Below are 14,501 nucleotides of genomic sequence, written 5' to 3'. Positions count from 1 at the left end.
TTTCATATCTGCCGATGAGATACAATAACAAAGTCGGCTCTGTGGTGAAAGCGTCCCATTAAAACGTAACGGTTAAAAATATCTAATAATCGTTAATGAGCATTGTAAGCTTTTCTCACTTCCATAAGGAGCATCATTGATAAGCAATAAAATTTTCATCTTACGGTATTTTAAATTGCTACATAATTCTTTTTAGAGTTGATTATTATTTTCCAGAGTGTCGGCAAACAATCAAGTTTAGCCTGTACGAATTCCTCTATCGCTGTATTATGAGCAGATTGATTTTTCAATCTGATATCAAGCAATTGCGGCTGGTTAATTGGCTTTCCAATTTGAGAAACAATGTAAACACTTGCTTCTTCAGCCAAAGCATTTGTCACATTAGCTTTGCTTAACTCAAAAGCAAACAGGCTGTATATTTTTCCAACATGGCCGATTTGGTTTTTGCCTGCTGATACTTCAAGGCTCACGGGCCTATATGGGGTAATTAACCCGTCAAGTCTGTTTCCCCTGCCTACCTGGCCATCATCGATGCCCTATCCCTTTTCGTTCAGCTATTTCAATACCAGTAGCAGGCGAACAAGGATGTATGTAAATATTATTGTTCACTTTTTTTTCTGTTTATCCGGAATAACCATGATTACTTTGATCGTTCCTCCATTGTACTTTCTTTGAAGCTATCTTTTCATCAGATATTTTTTTTCATTTCTTCCATCTGATCTTTTGTAATCTCACCTTTGGCGTACCGCTTTTTTAAAATATCCAATGGAGTTTCATGAGTTTCTTTTTTATCATTATTATCCGGATGATAGTGATGATGATGTGTAACCTGATTATTACTGCTCAGTTTCCATAATATGACAATTATGATGGCAGGAATGATCCACATTCCCCAACTCATCCATACCCAGGGATTATTCATCATAGTGCAATGTTTTTATTTTTAACTGATTTTATGACAATAAAGCTTCCTCTGCCATAACCCAGTTTTAGCTATTTTCTTCCGGCTTTATTAGTGTTTGCCAGAATGAAAAATCACCAAAACGCGCATTAGACAAAAGTTGCATAATTTCTTTTGTGGAATGAAAATAAGCATTTCTGTAAAATTTATTACTTTCTTTCTGTTGCATATATCTTTCCCCAAGTTCACTGGTGCTGTCCATCAGGCCAATGACAAATATCCCCCCGGACTTTAAAATGCGATACACTTCTGAAAAAGCTTTCGGTATATCATTCAGAAAGCAAACTGTTTAGTGCCGTTAAAGCCTGTTTCGCCAACGCCCATAGGGTGATAGATCGCTTCCATGTGCAACACCTGGCTTTTGACGCAGTGCAGGAAATCAGAATTAAACATCGCTGGGAGGCGCTGGAACAGGAAAATCAGGAGTATGAGCAAGCGAAACGGGCAGCAGTGAAGTATGAACCTGCCAGGCTCTCCAATGGCGACACAGCGAAGCAGCTGTTGGCCAGAAGCAGATATTTGCTGTTTAAACATCCCAGACTATGGACCAGAGAACAGCAGCAGAAAGCCGAACTTTTATTTAGTCATTATCCTCTTATCCATAAATCTTATCAGCTATCCCTGCGTCTGGGGGAGGTTTACAGTGAAGTCAAGATCGGTAGTGGTTTTATTTTTCAAGGAAAGCTTGTCATAAAATTCACCTATTAACTCCGGATAGTTCCCTGGAGCATTCACTAATTTGACTTTTACATGTGGATTACATTAACCCACAGACATTGGAAAGATTCCAAGCCCTGATTGCTGAAAACTCCAATGAGTATCTATATGTGGACAGTTTACAATATGGAAATTTAGGACTACAGAAAAGTAGGTTTCAAAAAGATAAACTTAAAATTATTGACATCCCATCCGGCCAGATCTACTGGTCAAACTACAAAGACATGCCCATTGCATTAACAAAAAAATGGGGACTTCAGATAAGCCGCGATAGGAATACCGTCCATTAATTTCCTTTATATTCATAATGTTGGCGAGGATATTAAAGATAGCTGCTTTAAAGCATATTTCCATCTCGCCAGGAATATATCAAAAGAGCGTTACTTCCGTTATTTACAGGGATATAAGTCTTCGGGGGAATCGGTAAAATCCTGCCTTCTGATATTCAGCTTCACCATTTAGGTATTGCCCCCATAATCTACCAAGTCCAGATCTTTAAGCCCGGAAGACCACCGTTGATTTTCTATTTTCTACAGCCCGTTATCCCTTTATTATCCTAATTATTTCATCGGCTACCGCCTTAGGAGTTTTAAAAGTAACGTCAATCATCGAGCCTGCATTTTTGTACAAACATCTCCTAGCTTCATTAAACTCTGTTTTAATAAACCCGCTGATTGATGGATGATGTTTTTGTCTGTTGCCTCTTTCATAAATTACCTGAGGATCTCCTACTAATGCGAGAAGATTTTTAGACTGGTTCCAACTATGGCTGACTGGAAGATTAATAGACCCAGCACCAACAACAATTATTAAATCAGAAGAAGCATCCTTCTCAATTTCTTCGATACCTTCTTTGGACAATGTAAAAAATTGCTCGTCTCCTACTTCCGCCAAGTGAGCAGAAAGAGATTTTACACCGATTTTCTGTCTTAAAAATTCATCAAGGTCAATGACCTTAATGCTGCTCTCCTTTGCTACAATACCACAGGCAGTGGTTTTACCCACACCACTGGGCCCTACCAAAAGGGAAATAGCCATAGTTATTCTATTTAAAATACTTTAAACTCCGAAGATCTTTAATTATAAATATGATTTCTGTCAGTATGCCTATGTATTGCCAATCCTTCACAGGTTACTGTGCCAAATAAAGCCTACAAAATACCAGGACAAGTAACTTCAATCTTTTCAACTAGCTTTTTATATCGATCATAAGGAAATTCACCCTGCCTATCCTTTGCAAAGCTTTTTTCCATGAGCAAATGATAACTTTTCTTTAGCTGGTAAAACATTATGATTAAAAATTGCTTTTGCTTAATGCTAAAACCTACCACCTTTTCATACTCGCTGCCGTACTGGTCAGTTGCGTTGCCAATTTCCACAGAAAGAATATGTCGCTGCGTCTTATCCCTGATAACTCGAAAAATACTCCAGCCCGGTTCCTCAAACCACTGCATTTCCACCTTGTCTTCATTATTGAGTAAAGCAAGTAATAGGCTGGTAATATCATACATTGGATCGCTAAGCACACTAGAAATTCCTATTTGATGAATCGCCCCCTTTATACTAATTAAAAAAGTACTCCAACCGTGTTTGTCCAGGATGAATGAAAAGTCGATATTGTCTTCCATGAATTTCCAATATGGGATTAACTGAAAAGATAAATATACCTATTTCTTCGTATATTAACGAGCATCCACAGGTAGAATTTGAGATTGAATATATGGGCCTACAGGTATCATCAAACAAACCAGAGCTATTACGCGTATTATGACCCAATAAGTGAAACTTTTTCAGGTGATTGGGAGATTCTCAGGAGAGAACATCGTCACCCAGATGATGAGTACGTGGAAGTAATCATCAGAACCTGGGAAATGAGAAGAATTTACTGGACATAGCAGTATCATGGCAACGCATTAGTGGAATATCTATACTCTAAACATACTTTTGATATGACTTATGGTTGCAGCAAATTTCAACCGGTACGGCTATTGTGTCCATCAATTATCTAAAATTCGTCCAACTCTTATAACTTGCTCTATAACATACACCTCACATTCGCTGCCATTTCTTGTTTCAACTACTACCCTGCCAAATACAATTCCATATTAAAATGAGCCAATCCGAATGGAAATTTCTTTGAACAAAAATACCAGCTTATGTTTGGAGTGGTTACCAATAAAGTTACAACATCCTGCGCAGATGTGAGCCTAACGGGCTTGGCTACGTAAACAGCCCTATTCTTGTTTAAATTGTTTCTATATGGCAAAACAAAGTGGAATTATTCCCCTGCAAGGAACAATCGGCAACATCACGTTTTACAAGACGAAATCCGGACACTTGGCACGTGAAAAAACCAGTATGAACGCCAACAGGATCGCAACCGACCCGGCGTTTGTCCGTACCCGTGAAAACGGAGCAGAATTCGGCCGTGCGGGTAAAGCGAGTAAAGTGTTGCGGACTGCCTTCCGGGCCATGCTACTGAACATCGGAGACAGCTATATGGCGTCGCGCCTGACCCGCGAAATGGTAAAGGTGATCCAGGCAGATGCCACCAATGCGCGCGGTTTGCGCAATGTGATTGATGGAGAGGCTGAGTTACTCAAAGGCTTTGAGTTTAACAATAACAGCCGGCTGACCGGGGCTTTGTACGCTCCATTCACCACCGCCATTGATCGCGCTGCGGGCACCCTGAAGGTTGATATTCCGCCGTTCGTTCCCGTGAACATGGTGGCCGCTCCTATGGGCGCTACCCATTTCAAGGTGCAGGCAGCCGGTGCGGAGATTGATTTCGAAGCGGAAACGTTCGTGAATGGCAATACTGCCAGCCCTGAACTGCCCATCGATGCGACACCTACTGCTGTTATGGCTTTGACGGTAAATGTGACAGCCAATAGCACCAAACCGCTGTTCCTGGCACTGGGTGTTGAGTTTTACCAGCAGGTTAACGGGACTATGTATGGCCTTAAAAATGGCACTTACAATGCCCTTGCACTGGTAGACATTTCCGGTATGTAATCACCGGCCTCTATGGACCGGCATTTCTTAACGCTAAATTGTGTATATGAAACTTGCACAACGACTCACTGCATCCACCCCACCTTTTTTCAGTAAGGTGCGCAATATAGGTTTGATCCTTACAGCGATTAGTGGTGCGCTGATGGGTATCCCCGCGATCCCCGCCATCATCATAAAAATTGCCGGCTATATTGCTGTTGCCGGCACGGTGATGAGTGGTGTTAGCCAGGCGGCAGTGTCAGAAGAAGGCGGTTAGGCCGCCGATGATTATAGGGTTTTGTTTGATGTGGAGGCGCTCGTTAAAAACGGGCGCCTTTTTTGTATTCTAAAGATGGATTAAACTTTCAGTTCTGCTGAAAGGCATCAATTAACAATTAATACTCGCTTCTTTCCAGCTCGTTGAAGTTAATTTACAATCCAAGATCCTTCTGTGGGTTACCTCCACTCATTAAAAATTTATTTTTAAATTCAGGAGAATTACACTCAAAGTAAAATGTTGAATCCTTACTTGAAATTGTAAAAAATGATCCAGCATTTATCCTATATCTATATTGATTACTATCAATCTGTACTAATCCATTCACTTCGCAAGGCAGTACATAATAGAGATAATGAAAATCAAGCATACTTATTGGTTTCCCATGCCTCAAAATAGCAACAATAGATTCATTTGAAAGTTTCCACCCCTTGCATTTTGAATACATTACATCATCGGGTTTTAACTCATGCGATTCCCAATTGGCTGATTCTACTTTAATTATAGAATTAGATTTAATTCCAATTTTATCGGAGATTGACTTAACAGCTCCGCTATTAGCTCCTTTTGGCGCGGAATCACTCGGAATTGTTTTCAGAGGCTCTTCTTTTGAGAGACCAGGTTTAACCTTGCAAGAAACATATATACACCAGATGAAACCTAATACGGTAAAAATAAAAGCTCTCATAAATTGGTTATTTACTAAGTACACACGCCATCCAGATCAGCAACTTGTCCTTACTTGCTTAAACCTTTCATTAATATGATAGGTAATCGTCTTTCCCTTCGTGCCTTTTCCACTATCTGAATATAGGGAAAATTGGACTATTCCTTTAATGAGGTCTTACCAGACAGCGAGAACATGTCAATATCTCTAAAACCGGCAGCTTCCTTCACCTGGCTATTTGCCGCACCAGATGATATACAAATGATGGCTGAAATGATAATTGGCTGCATATAAACGCGTTTATTTCTCATTTACCATCTTTCCTTTTTCCCATCAGGTATTAATCTGGTCTCCATATAGTTACCCGTTGTGTCCAAAGTGATCTTATATCCAAACACCTCTTCTTCTACATGCTTTGTAAATACCGTACTTTTTGATGGGCCAAGCGTCTTCAAAATAATATTGTGGTCTTTAAGCGTCACATTCAAAACAGTCCATGTTGCTTTAAAAATCTCCTTCTTTTTGCCGTTCTTTTCCACAACTACAAAATCGGGGCTATTGTTTGTAATGTAACTATAGTAATACCATTTTATTGAAATATCCTTATTGTCAATTTCTTTTCGTACAAACTTTGACCCCTCCAAGCTGCAGCTTGAAAAAAAATTTATGAGTGATATAAGCATTAATATCTTCATGTATTTGCAATGTTTAAGGATTTTTATAAAAGAAGCCTGTATAAATTCCGGTACATGAATAAGTATGTTCACCAAAAAAGGGATAGCCTGCATTATAACCATTACCTCCATTTTGATGTTGGTTATATGCGCCGACCGCAGGCATAGCAACCATATGAAAGACCTTGGCCGGTACTGCAAGCTAACACACCTGAGATTCTCTGGTCGGTTATTTCGTTTGTTGATGTCAATATGGTCCACAACATAATCCTCTGTCGGAGGAAGGCCGTGGAAAGCTGTTGCCACTATTCTATGAATGGGGACGGAAGCAATCTGCAGATAACCCTGTCGGTCATTAGGTTTGCCAAAAGACCATTTGTTATCAGTCGACCGTAGTCGTTTGCTTGTAGGAGAATGCCGTAATACCTGCCCGCTATCACGTACCGAATATCGTTCACCTTTATAACTGCACGATACTTCTTGCGAGAAATCTTGGTCAGATTTACTATCTATCATGGCTATCTATTTCATATTATGGGGATAATCATTCAAAATGCGATCTATGCGTCAAACTATGCAGTTACCGAGTGTTGTTATACTGACCCGTTCTCCAGAAACGGTTAGACAGCCAATTTGCACCAGTTTGCCTATTGTTGCTGATACTTCCTCCGCGGTGAGTGAATGGACATACCGTTGTTGAATATTAAAAATTATAGTTTCTCCCTTACAGACGTAATGCACAAATCGCAAAACAGAGTCATCTCGGGAGGTGATTCCCTGCTTAAAGAAAAATTGGTAAGTATAGCCCTCTGTAATGGCTTTCTCTGCAGTTTCAATATTGTAAATATAGCTCGCAATATCTGCATGTACCTGATTACGCCTGTCCATCAACTCGTACTCCCGCCCCTGATATTGAACTTTATAGGTACCAATGAATTTTTTCATCCTCTCTTCAATATAAGGTTTTTCATAGGCCAGCAGCAATTTATCCAGGACTGTTTCTAATTGGCCTTTGAGTACCAAGATGTCCGCTATATCCAGCGCAACTATACTTACTATCTCTTTAGTGATCCGCTGCTGGACTTTATCCCGTATAAACGGGGCAATGGTGAAGGCCTCGAACTTTGTGCAGTAGCCCATTTTAAGGCACTCATCACCTTTTAAGAGGCATAAATTATAACCATCATCAGCTGGCTCGGCTTTCCTTAAACTTTCGTCCCACTCCCGCTTCAAGTGGCAAGGGTAGCAAATTTCTTGTGGTATATATGGGCTTTTTCTTGGTAAAATCAGTTTGCCACAATCCTGGCACAGAATACCCAAGTGTCTCTCTGTCCAAGCGGGACATTCGTCATCTGGTCCATCTTTCGCAGGAAAGTAAAAGGTGAGACCGTACTTCTGAGCGGCTTGGTTTCCCAAAGCTTCTGCCACTCCTTCGATAGTAAGTTTACTATTGGTAAAATACTCCGTTCCTTCCGGCACAGCAACTTGTCCCAGGAAATAGTGGTGTTCCCTCCTGAAGAAGAAAGGATAAGTAACTGTATAAAGATAGCACGACAGGTACCACCCATTAGTGTCTCCACTCCATAGCGCTTCTAATACAACTGGTTTCCCGCCAGCCTTTTTTATCTGCTGATCTAACGACTCAAATGTTGTGATAATAGCCATAAATACACTGACTGTTATGACAGATTACGGTTACCGGATTTTCTCCAAAGCTTAACTGCCAGGAAAATAAGCCCACCCGTTAAAAGAATAGCCATCGGTATCAAAGCTCCCCAATTCTGACTTATATCAGGGGCATCAGAGGTTAATATGCGAAAGGTCTCTTTGACAGCGCCCAGCGCTATAATACTCACAACAATGGCAAAAATTATCCATTTACTCATAAGGATACTAGGTATAGGTTCAGGTATGCAATCTAATCAAACTATATCATCCCGGCAAACTATGCCAAGGTAAGTATCAAGGTTTTGCAATGACTTTGCTGGCAATAAAACAAATACTATCTTGGGGCCAAGCAAATCCTTCATACTTATGATTTCCATCACTGGCCAATGGCAGGGATACTATATTTACGGACCCGAATACGGAGAAAAATTGTCTGGCAGTAAAGTAAACTTTGAACTATCCCTAACAGATACCGGCGACAATAACTTCAAAGAAACTTGTCATGATATGGATAGCCAGATTAGCAAAAATAATCCCGCGGTCGTTAAAGGCCTTACAGAAGACGATTTTATCAGCTTTACAAAAGAATATGATCAATTCTTTACTATCACTGAGGATAACCAGGTTATTGCAAATTCACGGCTTAAGAAGCCAGACTTAAGCTACCATGGACATTATGACCCTGTAAGCGAAACCTTTTCCGGTGACTGGGAGCTTCTCGGAAGAGAATATGCTCACCCCGATGGCGATTACATAGAAATAGCCACCGGAACCTGGGAAATGAAGAAGGTTTATTAATGTCCTTGTTAACGCGATTTCGCAATACAGCCAGGCAAACTATTTATCATATTTAAAGGACCATGCAAGCAGCACTATTAAATTATAAGGGCCAACAGCTAACAGACTTTCCCGCTGAGCTGCTAGAAAACCAGCAAATTACTCATCTGAATCTAGAAAACAACTTGCTGACTACCATCCCAAATTGGATAACAAAACTCTCCAATCTCAAGGTATTATATCTGAGTAATAACCTGTTATTGGATATAGATATATTGACCACACTACCGACCTTAGAAGTGTTGCATCTTAATAATAATCGTATCACCAATATTCCAGACAGCGTAACAAACCTTAAACATTTAAAGCAGCTATTTATCAATAGAAACCTTATTAGCCATCTACCGGACGCATTATGTAATCTTCCAGATTTGAACACTTTGCTACTTGCAGAAAAATAGATTGGAAAAAGTGTCCAATCACCTAGGGCGACTCATCCAGCTAAGAACTTTAAACCTGTTTGATAACAAGTTAACAGATATTCCTGAAAGCATTGGCTGCCTTACTGAACTCGACTACCTACAACTTGGTATGAATAAAATTGATTACTTACCGGAAAGTATCGGTCACTGCGCCAATATCAGGCACTTCGAAGTTTTCTCGAATGCGCTAACGAAAATTCCTTTACAATTAAAAAAAGTAAGCCATTTAGAAAGCTTGAATATTGCGGATAATCAGATCACACGGATAGAAAACGTGCCGGACCAGATTCATAGACTAAGTATTTATTCTAACCCTGTGGATTACATTAACCCACAGACATTGGAAAGATTCCAAGCCCTGATTGCTGAAAACTTCAATGAGTATCTATATGTGGACAGTTTACAATATGGAAATTTAGGACTACAGAAAAGTAGGTTTCAAAAAGATAAACTTAAAATTATTGACATCCCATCCGGCCAGATCTACTGGTCAAACTACAAAGACATGCCCATTGCATTAACAAAAAAATGGGGACTTCAGATAAGCCGCGATAGGAATACCGTCCATTAATTTCCTTTATATTCATAATGTTGGCGAGGATATTAAAGATAGCTGCTTTAAAGCATATTTACATCTCGCCAGGAATATATCAAAAGAGCGTTACTTCCGTTATTTACAGGGGTATAAGTCTTCGGGGGAATCGGTAAAATCCTGCCTTCTGATATTCAGCTTCACCATTTAGGTATTGCCCCCATAATCTACCAAGTCCAGATCTTTAAGCCCGGAAGACCACCGTTGATTTTCTATTTTCTACAGCCCGTTATCCCTTTATTATCCTAATTATTTCATCGGCTACCGCCTCAGGAGTTTTAAAAGTAACGTCAATCATCGAGCCTGCATTTTTGTACAAACATCTCCTAGCTTCATTAAACTCTGTTTTAATAAACCCGCTGATTGATGGATGATGTTTTTGTCTGTTGCCTCTTTCATAAATTACCTGAGGATCTCCTACTAATGCGAGAAGATTTTTAGACTGGTACCAACTATGGCTGACTGGAAGATTAATAGACCCAGCACCAACAACAATTATTAAATCAGAAGAAGCATCCTTCTCAATTTCTTCGATACCTTCTTTGGACAATGTAAAAAATTGCTCGTCTCCTACTTCCGCCAAGTGAGCAGAAAGAGATTTTACACCGATTTTCTGTCTTAAAAATTCATCAAGGTCAATGACCTTAATGCTGCTCTCCTTTGCTACAATACCACAGGCAGTGGTTTTACCCACACCACTGGGCCCTACCAAAAGGGAAATAGCCATAGTTATTCTATTTAAAATACTTTAAACTCCGAAGATCTTTAATTATAAATATGATTTCTGTCAGTATGCCTATGATGGAAAGAAAATCATTTGTCTGTTAAGGAATAGCAAATATCCCTCCCTCGTATTATACACCCGATCCCTATTAACCATAAATTTATAATTGCAAGCGCTATTAACCAGCAAAAGCAACATTGCCATATATCTATACATAATTGATCGATATCGACCTTCAAATTCCTATTTGGGCACACTCCAATCCACTCTTATTCCAAAACTCTCTATTCAGCGTCGTCTTCTTAAAATCAAAACAGCTTTCTATCTCTGACCCGTCTTAGCAGTATGTTATTAATCGGACTATCTTTCCGGAGTATTCCTTCTGAATAAAAATCTGAATACATGATATCAGCATTTTTAATTTTTGTCACGATTACAATATCCTCATTTACTCCATGCCCGACAGTATCCATCCATTTTTCTTTATCTAACTTGCTCCATTCCGAATATAAATCATCAAACTTCACTTTTGTATCGGCATCCCTAATCCATTTACCATTAACCAGACCAAACCTTCCAATATCAATAGTATTGGTGATAGTATCTAAAAAGAGTACGTAATTACAGATTCTGATTTTCTCTCCAGATTCATTGGCTTCCACGATATAAATATCACCACTGCAATTGCCATAATAAAAATTAAAAGTATGCAAGAACGTATAGCGCAGAGATTTCCGATTGATCATCGCTACATTGTCAATATCAAGATAGCTTTTGAAAGCTGAATCTTCGTTTAAATATAGGATTTCTGCCTGTTTATCTGAGGCCGTCTTTATCTGATTTTCGATGCTCTTTATCGTTGCCTTATTCCAACTTACAAACACTGAATCAGTACGTCTTAGCTCTATCTTCTGAGCGATTGCAACAACGGGCATTGCAAAAAATATCATCCAAATTTGGATCTTATATTTCATTTTACTTTTTGACTTTTTCATTTTCTTTATAGGGTTTCATTCTGGGTTTATCTCCTTGCTCAATCCTAATTTCAGTATCTTGTTCCCGAATAAGTTTCTCGCTTTTACTAATGATACCTTTCTTCTTTGTGTCAGGATCTATTAATGCCGGATCTTTAGTTTTGTCACGTGTACCTTGACTATTTTCACGACCATGCAACAACTCATGAGCAAGTCCGGATTGCGGAGATCTTCCATCAGACCCATCTGCATTCAATACTCCCTGCCCCTTATTGTCAGGATTAAAATAAACATTAGAACTTGTGCCACTACCATTTCCTGCATTTTCTTGATTGACAGCATAAGTAATGTTATCGTCTTTCGATTCCTGGACAGTAATTACTTTGTCTGTATTGATGAGATCAGTAATAAGTTGGGTGCCTTTTTCTTTACCTCCTGTTGATGAACCATTATCTAATGAAGTACCTTTCACTTCTGTAACTTTTCCATTTTCGTCCATCGATAAAATATTGCTAGAAAGTTTCTGCATTTCATTCAAGACTCTCTTCTGATATTCCGCGCTTCCCGCAACAATGATATCCAACGGGCCCATTCCATCTGGATCGATAAATCTAATCGGATTATCAAACGCATAATTATATGGCGAGTGTCTTCTCATTTTTTCTGATAAAGGATCTAAAACATGCCACCTTCCTATTTGCACATCATACATCCTCGCTCCATAGTCATACCACTCCAATCCACTTCCATCTCCAAACTCTTTATTCTGCAACTCCTTGCCATTATATTTGAGCCTATTTTCGGCATAGTTGGTACCTTTCAGCGCATTAGAAGATATCCCGGCCATTGTCAACCCAAACGGATAATAATGTGTTTCTTCCAACAGCGGTCCGGAATTAACTCCTAATATAATGTTATCAAAAAACACTGGCTCCGCGCTTTCATTGCTGGTATAAGCATACAAGAAACCAGTCTTCTTAATCACCATCTTATCCTGGCCCAATGTCTGCAACTCATCTGGCGTTGCTTTTACTTGTTTTAACCCGCTGTTTTCTCCTACTAATTTAAACTCATCGTCGAAGAGTACAAAATTAAGATACGCTTTCGGCCGATCTGCATTAGGTTGATCCGGCTCTTTCTCTTTCAGGCGGCGGTAGTCGTTGTTATAGAAATTACTGTTAAAAGGTGTCAGTTGATCAGAAGCAGCCTCGCCATGTGCACCATTGGCCTGTCCGGCATTCCCACTGAAGGCCTGCACCAGGTCGGCTACCATATTTTCCGCAGTGGCCACGGCTGATTTACCTTCTTTAGGGCCATTCGATTTGTAAAAAGCTTTGGCGCTCAGCTGAATGGTGTCACCGGCCATTACACGCAATACGATGGAAGGTCCGATTTTTTTACCAGCGCCCGTGGCAGTGAGCTTGGCTACAGAGGCATTCTGGCCCGCGCTTTCATCTGCCGGGTAACCTACCGGTTTATCGGTACGGGTATTATCGATATTGCTGAACAAGGCGGTTTCCGTGGCGGCTGCCGGGGCTTCCATGGTAGCGGCGTACATGGTAAAGTCGGTTTGGTCGGTCAATACCATACGCACATTGCCCAGGTGATCCTTTACAAAGTAATCGAAAGGATACTGGGTGGCCTGCCCTGTCTTAAATATCGGGCGTATACGACCTTCTTCATGTGCTAAAAACTGTAAGGTGTCGTTCTGGTAAGCAAAACCGCCGATGTAGTCGGTAACGGTCACTTTATCCGTACTGGTGGTTTTATCCGTTACAATCTTTCTCCACTTTACACCCGCGGCATCGTACAGGTACTTTATTCGCCCTTTGCCGGTGATCACGATGCTATCCGGCAGGTTGAGGTGGTTATAGGTGATGACCGTAATGTTTTTGTTGAGGTCTTTGATAAGATTGCCATTGGCATCGTAGTCGTAGTCATCGCCGCTATTGGTGCCGTTGATAAAATCTCCCAGCTTAGCGCTGGCCGTGTTGGCAGTATCTGCTACAGCAGCTAATTTGTTGCTGCTGGCCCGGTAAGTATAGGTAAGACGATCTATCATCGTTTTGCCGGTGCCTACCATCCCCATTTGGCTCATGGCCATGATATTGCCGTTGGCATCGTAGCCCAGGTTGCTCACAGAAAAATCCTTCTGGTCTACGGTCCAGTTGCTGCTACCACTGTTCTGCTGCGAAAAAGGCGCAGATGCCAGCCGATTCACTTTATCATAGCTATAACCATAGGCGCGCGCAATACCGTCGCTCTTACTCTTCCAGGTACTTCCTGCAATGTTTCCATTGTACTGCAAAGCGGTGAAGCCTGAGTCATAAGCCAGCGTTTGTCCAAACCAGTTAGCCGAACTGTTGGCGGTGCTTGCGTAAGCTTTGTTAATGCCTGTCAGCCAGCCACGGATATTATAATCGTATGTCAGCGTTTCCAGTTGTGAACTACCGGCGACGCCTAAACGCTTGGTTTTCAGTTGTCCCAACTCATCATAGGTATTTACCGCGATGGTTTTATCCAGGGTAGCACTGGCATCATTGAGCCTTTTCTTAACACTGGTGAGCCGGCCGGCTGCGTCGTAGTGCAGCATCGTTAATACCGTGGTTTGCGGAGAAAGGCTGCTACGGAGGTTTTTATGCCGCAGGTAAGTACTGAGCACCTTACCGTTAAAATCATACAGACTGGTCATGATATCCAATCCGCCATTGATATTCTCTGCCAATACCTGGATTACCCGTCCTTTATCGTTATAACAATTGGTGGTGGTTAACCATTGCCCGGTACCTAATACTCTTACTTTTGTACCGGTCACCAGTTCCTTCGTCAGGTTGCTGCGGGTAGCCGGCAGTGCTTCCGCATTAGGACTGCCATCTGCCTGCGGCTTAGTAATATCGCTGCTGGCATAGTTTTGCGCACCGGGGAAGGTATAATCGTCGTAGTAAGTATAGGTCAACGGTGTCAGGGAGTCCTTTGGGATATTCGCTAACGCGC

At 40.8% G+C, this 14,501-nt stretch carries 18 protein-coding genes and 1 pseudogene; 6 read left to right on the top strand and 13 right to left on the bottom strand.

The genetic code is table 11. The features are described from left to right. Nucleotides 1-170: 170 nt before the first annotated feature. The 3 genes from FHW36_RS14795 to FHW36_RS30540 all read right to left on the bottom strand — a co-directional run bounded on the left by FHW36_RS14795 (nt 171) and on the right by FHW36_RS30540 (nt 1,163). Complete coding sequence (locus tag FHW36_RS14795) at nt 171-533, bottom strand: methionine adenosyltransferase (RefSeq protein WP_145670307.1); 363 nt, start codon at nt 531-533, stop codon at nt 171-173. A 155-nt stretch (nt 534-688) separates the two neighbouring features. Further along, nucleotides 689-925, bottom strand: coding sequence for an SHOCT domain-containing protein (locus FHW36_RS14790; protein ID WP_145670304.1), 237 nt, complete (start codon nt 923-925; stop codon nt 689-691). Between the two features lie 64 nt (nt 926-989). Next, the gene (locus FHW36_RS30540) at nt 990-1,163 is read right to left on the bottom strand and encodes a hypothetical protein (protein WP_186452452.1); all 174 of its coding nucleotides are present in this window, start codon (nt 1,161-1,163) and stop codon (nt 990-992) included. Between the two features lie 14 nt (nt 1,164-1,177). Here FHW36_RS30540 and FHW36_RS14785 point away from each other — a divergent pair, with 14 nt between their 5' ends. Next, on the top strand, nt 1,178-1,669 hold the full coding sequence (locus FHW36_RS14785) for a transposase (RefSeq protein WP_145670302.1): 492 nt from the start codon (nt 1,178-1,180) through the stop codon (nt 1,667-1,669). Nucleotides 1,670-2,218: 549 nt separating this feature from the next. Here FHW36_RS14785 and FHW36_RS14780 read toward each other — a convergent pair. Both FHW36_RS14780 and FHW36_RS14775 read right to left on the bottom strand, forming a co-directional pair. Continuing rightward, complete coding sequence (locus tag FHW36_RS14780; protein ID WP_145670299.1) at nt 2,219-2,716, bottom strand: shikimate kinase; 498 nt, start codon at nt 2,714-2,716, stop codon at nt 2,219-2,221. Nucleotides 2,717-2,829: 113 nt separating this feature from the next. Further along, nucleotides 2,830-3,306: a hypothetical protein gene (locus FHW36_RS14775; RefSeq protein WP_145670293.1), complete on the bottom strand. Its 477-nt coding sequence runs from the start codon at nt 3,304-3,306 to the stop codon at nt 2,830-2,832. A 631-nt stretch (nt 3,307-3,937) separates the two neighbouring features. On the opposite strand from FHW36_RS14775, the gene FHW36_RS14770 reads away from it, so the two are divergent. Beyond that, the gene (locus tag FHW36_RS14770) at nt 3,938-4,693 is read left to right on the top strand and encodes a hypothetical protein (RefSeq protein WP_145670287.1); all 756 of its coding nucleotides are present in this window, start codon (nt 3,938-3,940) and stop codon (nt 4,691-4,693) included. 46 nt (nt 4,694-4,739) lie between these two features. Continuing rightward, a complete protein-coding gene (locus tag FHW36_RS14765) occupies nt 4,740-4,949 on the top strand; it encodes a hypothetical protein (protein ID WP_145670285.1) in 210 nt (69 codons plus the stop codon). A 154-nt stretch (nt 4,950-5,103) separates the two neighbouring features. On the opposite strand, the gene FHW36_RS14760 is transcribed toward FHW36_RS14765, so the two are convergent. The 5 genes and pseudogenes from FHW36_RS14760 to FHW36_RS14750 all read right to left on the bottom strand — a co-directional run bounded on the left by FHW36_RS14760 (nt 5,104) and on the right by FHW36_RS14750 (nt 7,955). Then, nucleotides 5,104-5,637, bottom strand: coding sequence for a hypothetical protein (locus tag FHW36_RS14760; protein WP_145670283.1), 534 nt, complete (start codon nt 5,635-5,637; stop codon nt 5,104-5,106). Nucleotides 5,638-5,774: 137 nt separating this feature from the next. Then, on the bottom strand, nt 5,775-5,906 hold the full coding sequence (locus tag FHW36_RS30955) for a hypothetical protein (RefSeq protein WP_262713395.1): 132 nt from the start codon (nt 5,904-5,906) through the stop codon (nt 5,775-5,777). A 21-nt stretch (nt 5,907-5,927) separates the two neighbouring features. Next, the gene (locus FHW36_RS30850; protein ID WP_186452494.1) at nt 5,928-6,311 is read right to left on the bottom strand and encodes a hypothetical protein; all 384 of its coding nucleotides are present in this window, start codon (nt 6,309-6,311) and stop codon (nt 5,928-5,930) included. A 192-nt stretch (nt 6,312-6,503) separates the two neighbouring features. Continuing rightward, nucleotides 6,504-6,806: pseudogene (locus FHW36_RS31060) on the bottom strand (HNH endonuclease signature motif containing protein); the annotation flags it as partial. A 51-nt stretch (nt 6,807-6,857) separates the two neighbouring features. Then, complete coding sequence (locus FHW36_RS14750) at nt 6,858-7,955, bottom strand: hypothetical protein (RefSeq protein ID WP_145670281.1); 1,098 nt, start codon at nt 7,953-7,955, stop codon at nt 6,858-6,860. A 369-nt stretch (nt 7,956-8,324) separates the two neighbouring features. On the opposite strand from FHW36_RS14750, the gene FHW36_RS14745 reads away from it, so the two are divergent. The 3 genes from FHW36_RS14745 to FHW36_RS14735 all read left to right on the top strand — a co-directional run bounded on the left by FHW36_RS14745 (nt 8,325) and on the right by FHW36_RS14735 (nt 9,788). After that, complete coding sequence (locus tag FHW36_RS14745) at nt 8,325-8,756, top strand: hypothetical protein (RefSeq protein WP_145670277.1); 432 nt, start codon at nt 8,325-8,327, stop codon at nt 8,754-8,756. A 62-nt stretch (nt 8,757-8,818) separates the two neighbouring features. After that, the gene (locus tag FHW36_RS14740) at nt 8,819-9,196 is read left to right on the top strand and encodes a leucine-rich repeat domain-containing protein (protein WP_145670275.1); all 378 of its coding nucleotides are present in this window, start codon (nt 8,819-8,821) and stop codon (nt 9,194-9,196) included. Then, on the top strand, nt 9,183-9,788 hold the full coding sequence (locus tag FHW36_RS14735; RefSeq protein ID WP_145670273.1) for a leucine-rich repeat domain-containing protein: 606 nt from the start codon (nt 9,183-9,185) through the stop codon (nt 9,786-9,788). Before FHW36_RS14740 ends, FHW36_RS14735 begins: the two co-directional genes overlap by 14 nt. Before the next feature lie 250 nt (nt 9,789-10,038). Here FHW36_RS14735 and FHW36_RS14730 read toward each other — a convergent pair whose 3' ends face one another. From FHW36_RS14730 to FHW36_RS14720, 3 genes are all read right to left on the bottom strand, one after another. Then, nucleotides 10,039-10,536 (bottom strand): shikimate kinase, encoded by a 498-nt coding sequence (locus FHW36_RS14730; protein WP_145670271.1) that lies wholly within the window; start codon nt 10,534-10,536, stop codon nt 10,039-10,041. 305 nt (nt 10,537-10,841) lie between these two features. Beyond that, on the bottom strand, nt 10,842-11,528 hold the full coding sequence (locus tag FHW36_RS14725; protein WP_145670269.1) for a hypothetical protein: 687 nt from the start codon (nt 11,526-11,528) through the stop codon (nt 10,842-10,844). Then, nucleotides 11,509-14,501 (bottom strand): RHS repeat-associated core domain-containing protein (locus tag FHW36_RS14720; protein WP_246121157.1); only part of this gene is annotated, 2,993 nt, incomplete at its 5' end. The genes FHW36_RS14725 and FHW36_RS14720, both read right to left, overlap by 20 nt.

It is taken from the genome of Chitinophaga polysaccharea (assembly GCF_007829335.1).
Lineage (GTDB): Bacteria > Bacteroidota > Bacteroidia > Chitinophagales > Chitinophagaceae > Chitinophaga > Chitinophaga polysaccharea_B.
Note: the sequence above shows the minus strand (reverse complement) of the source record. Positions and strands in the feature narration are given on the sequence as shown.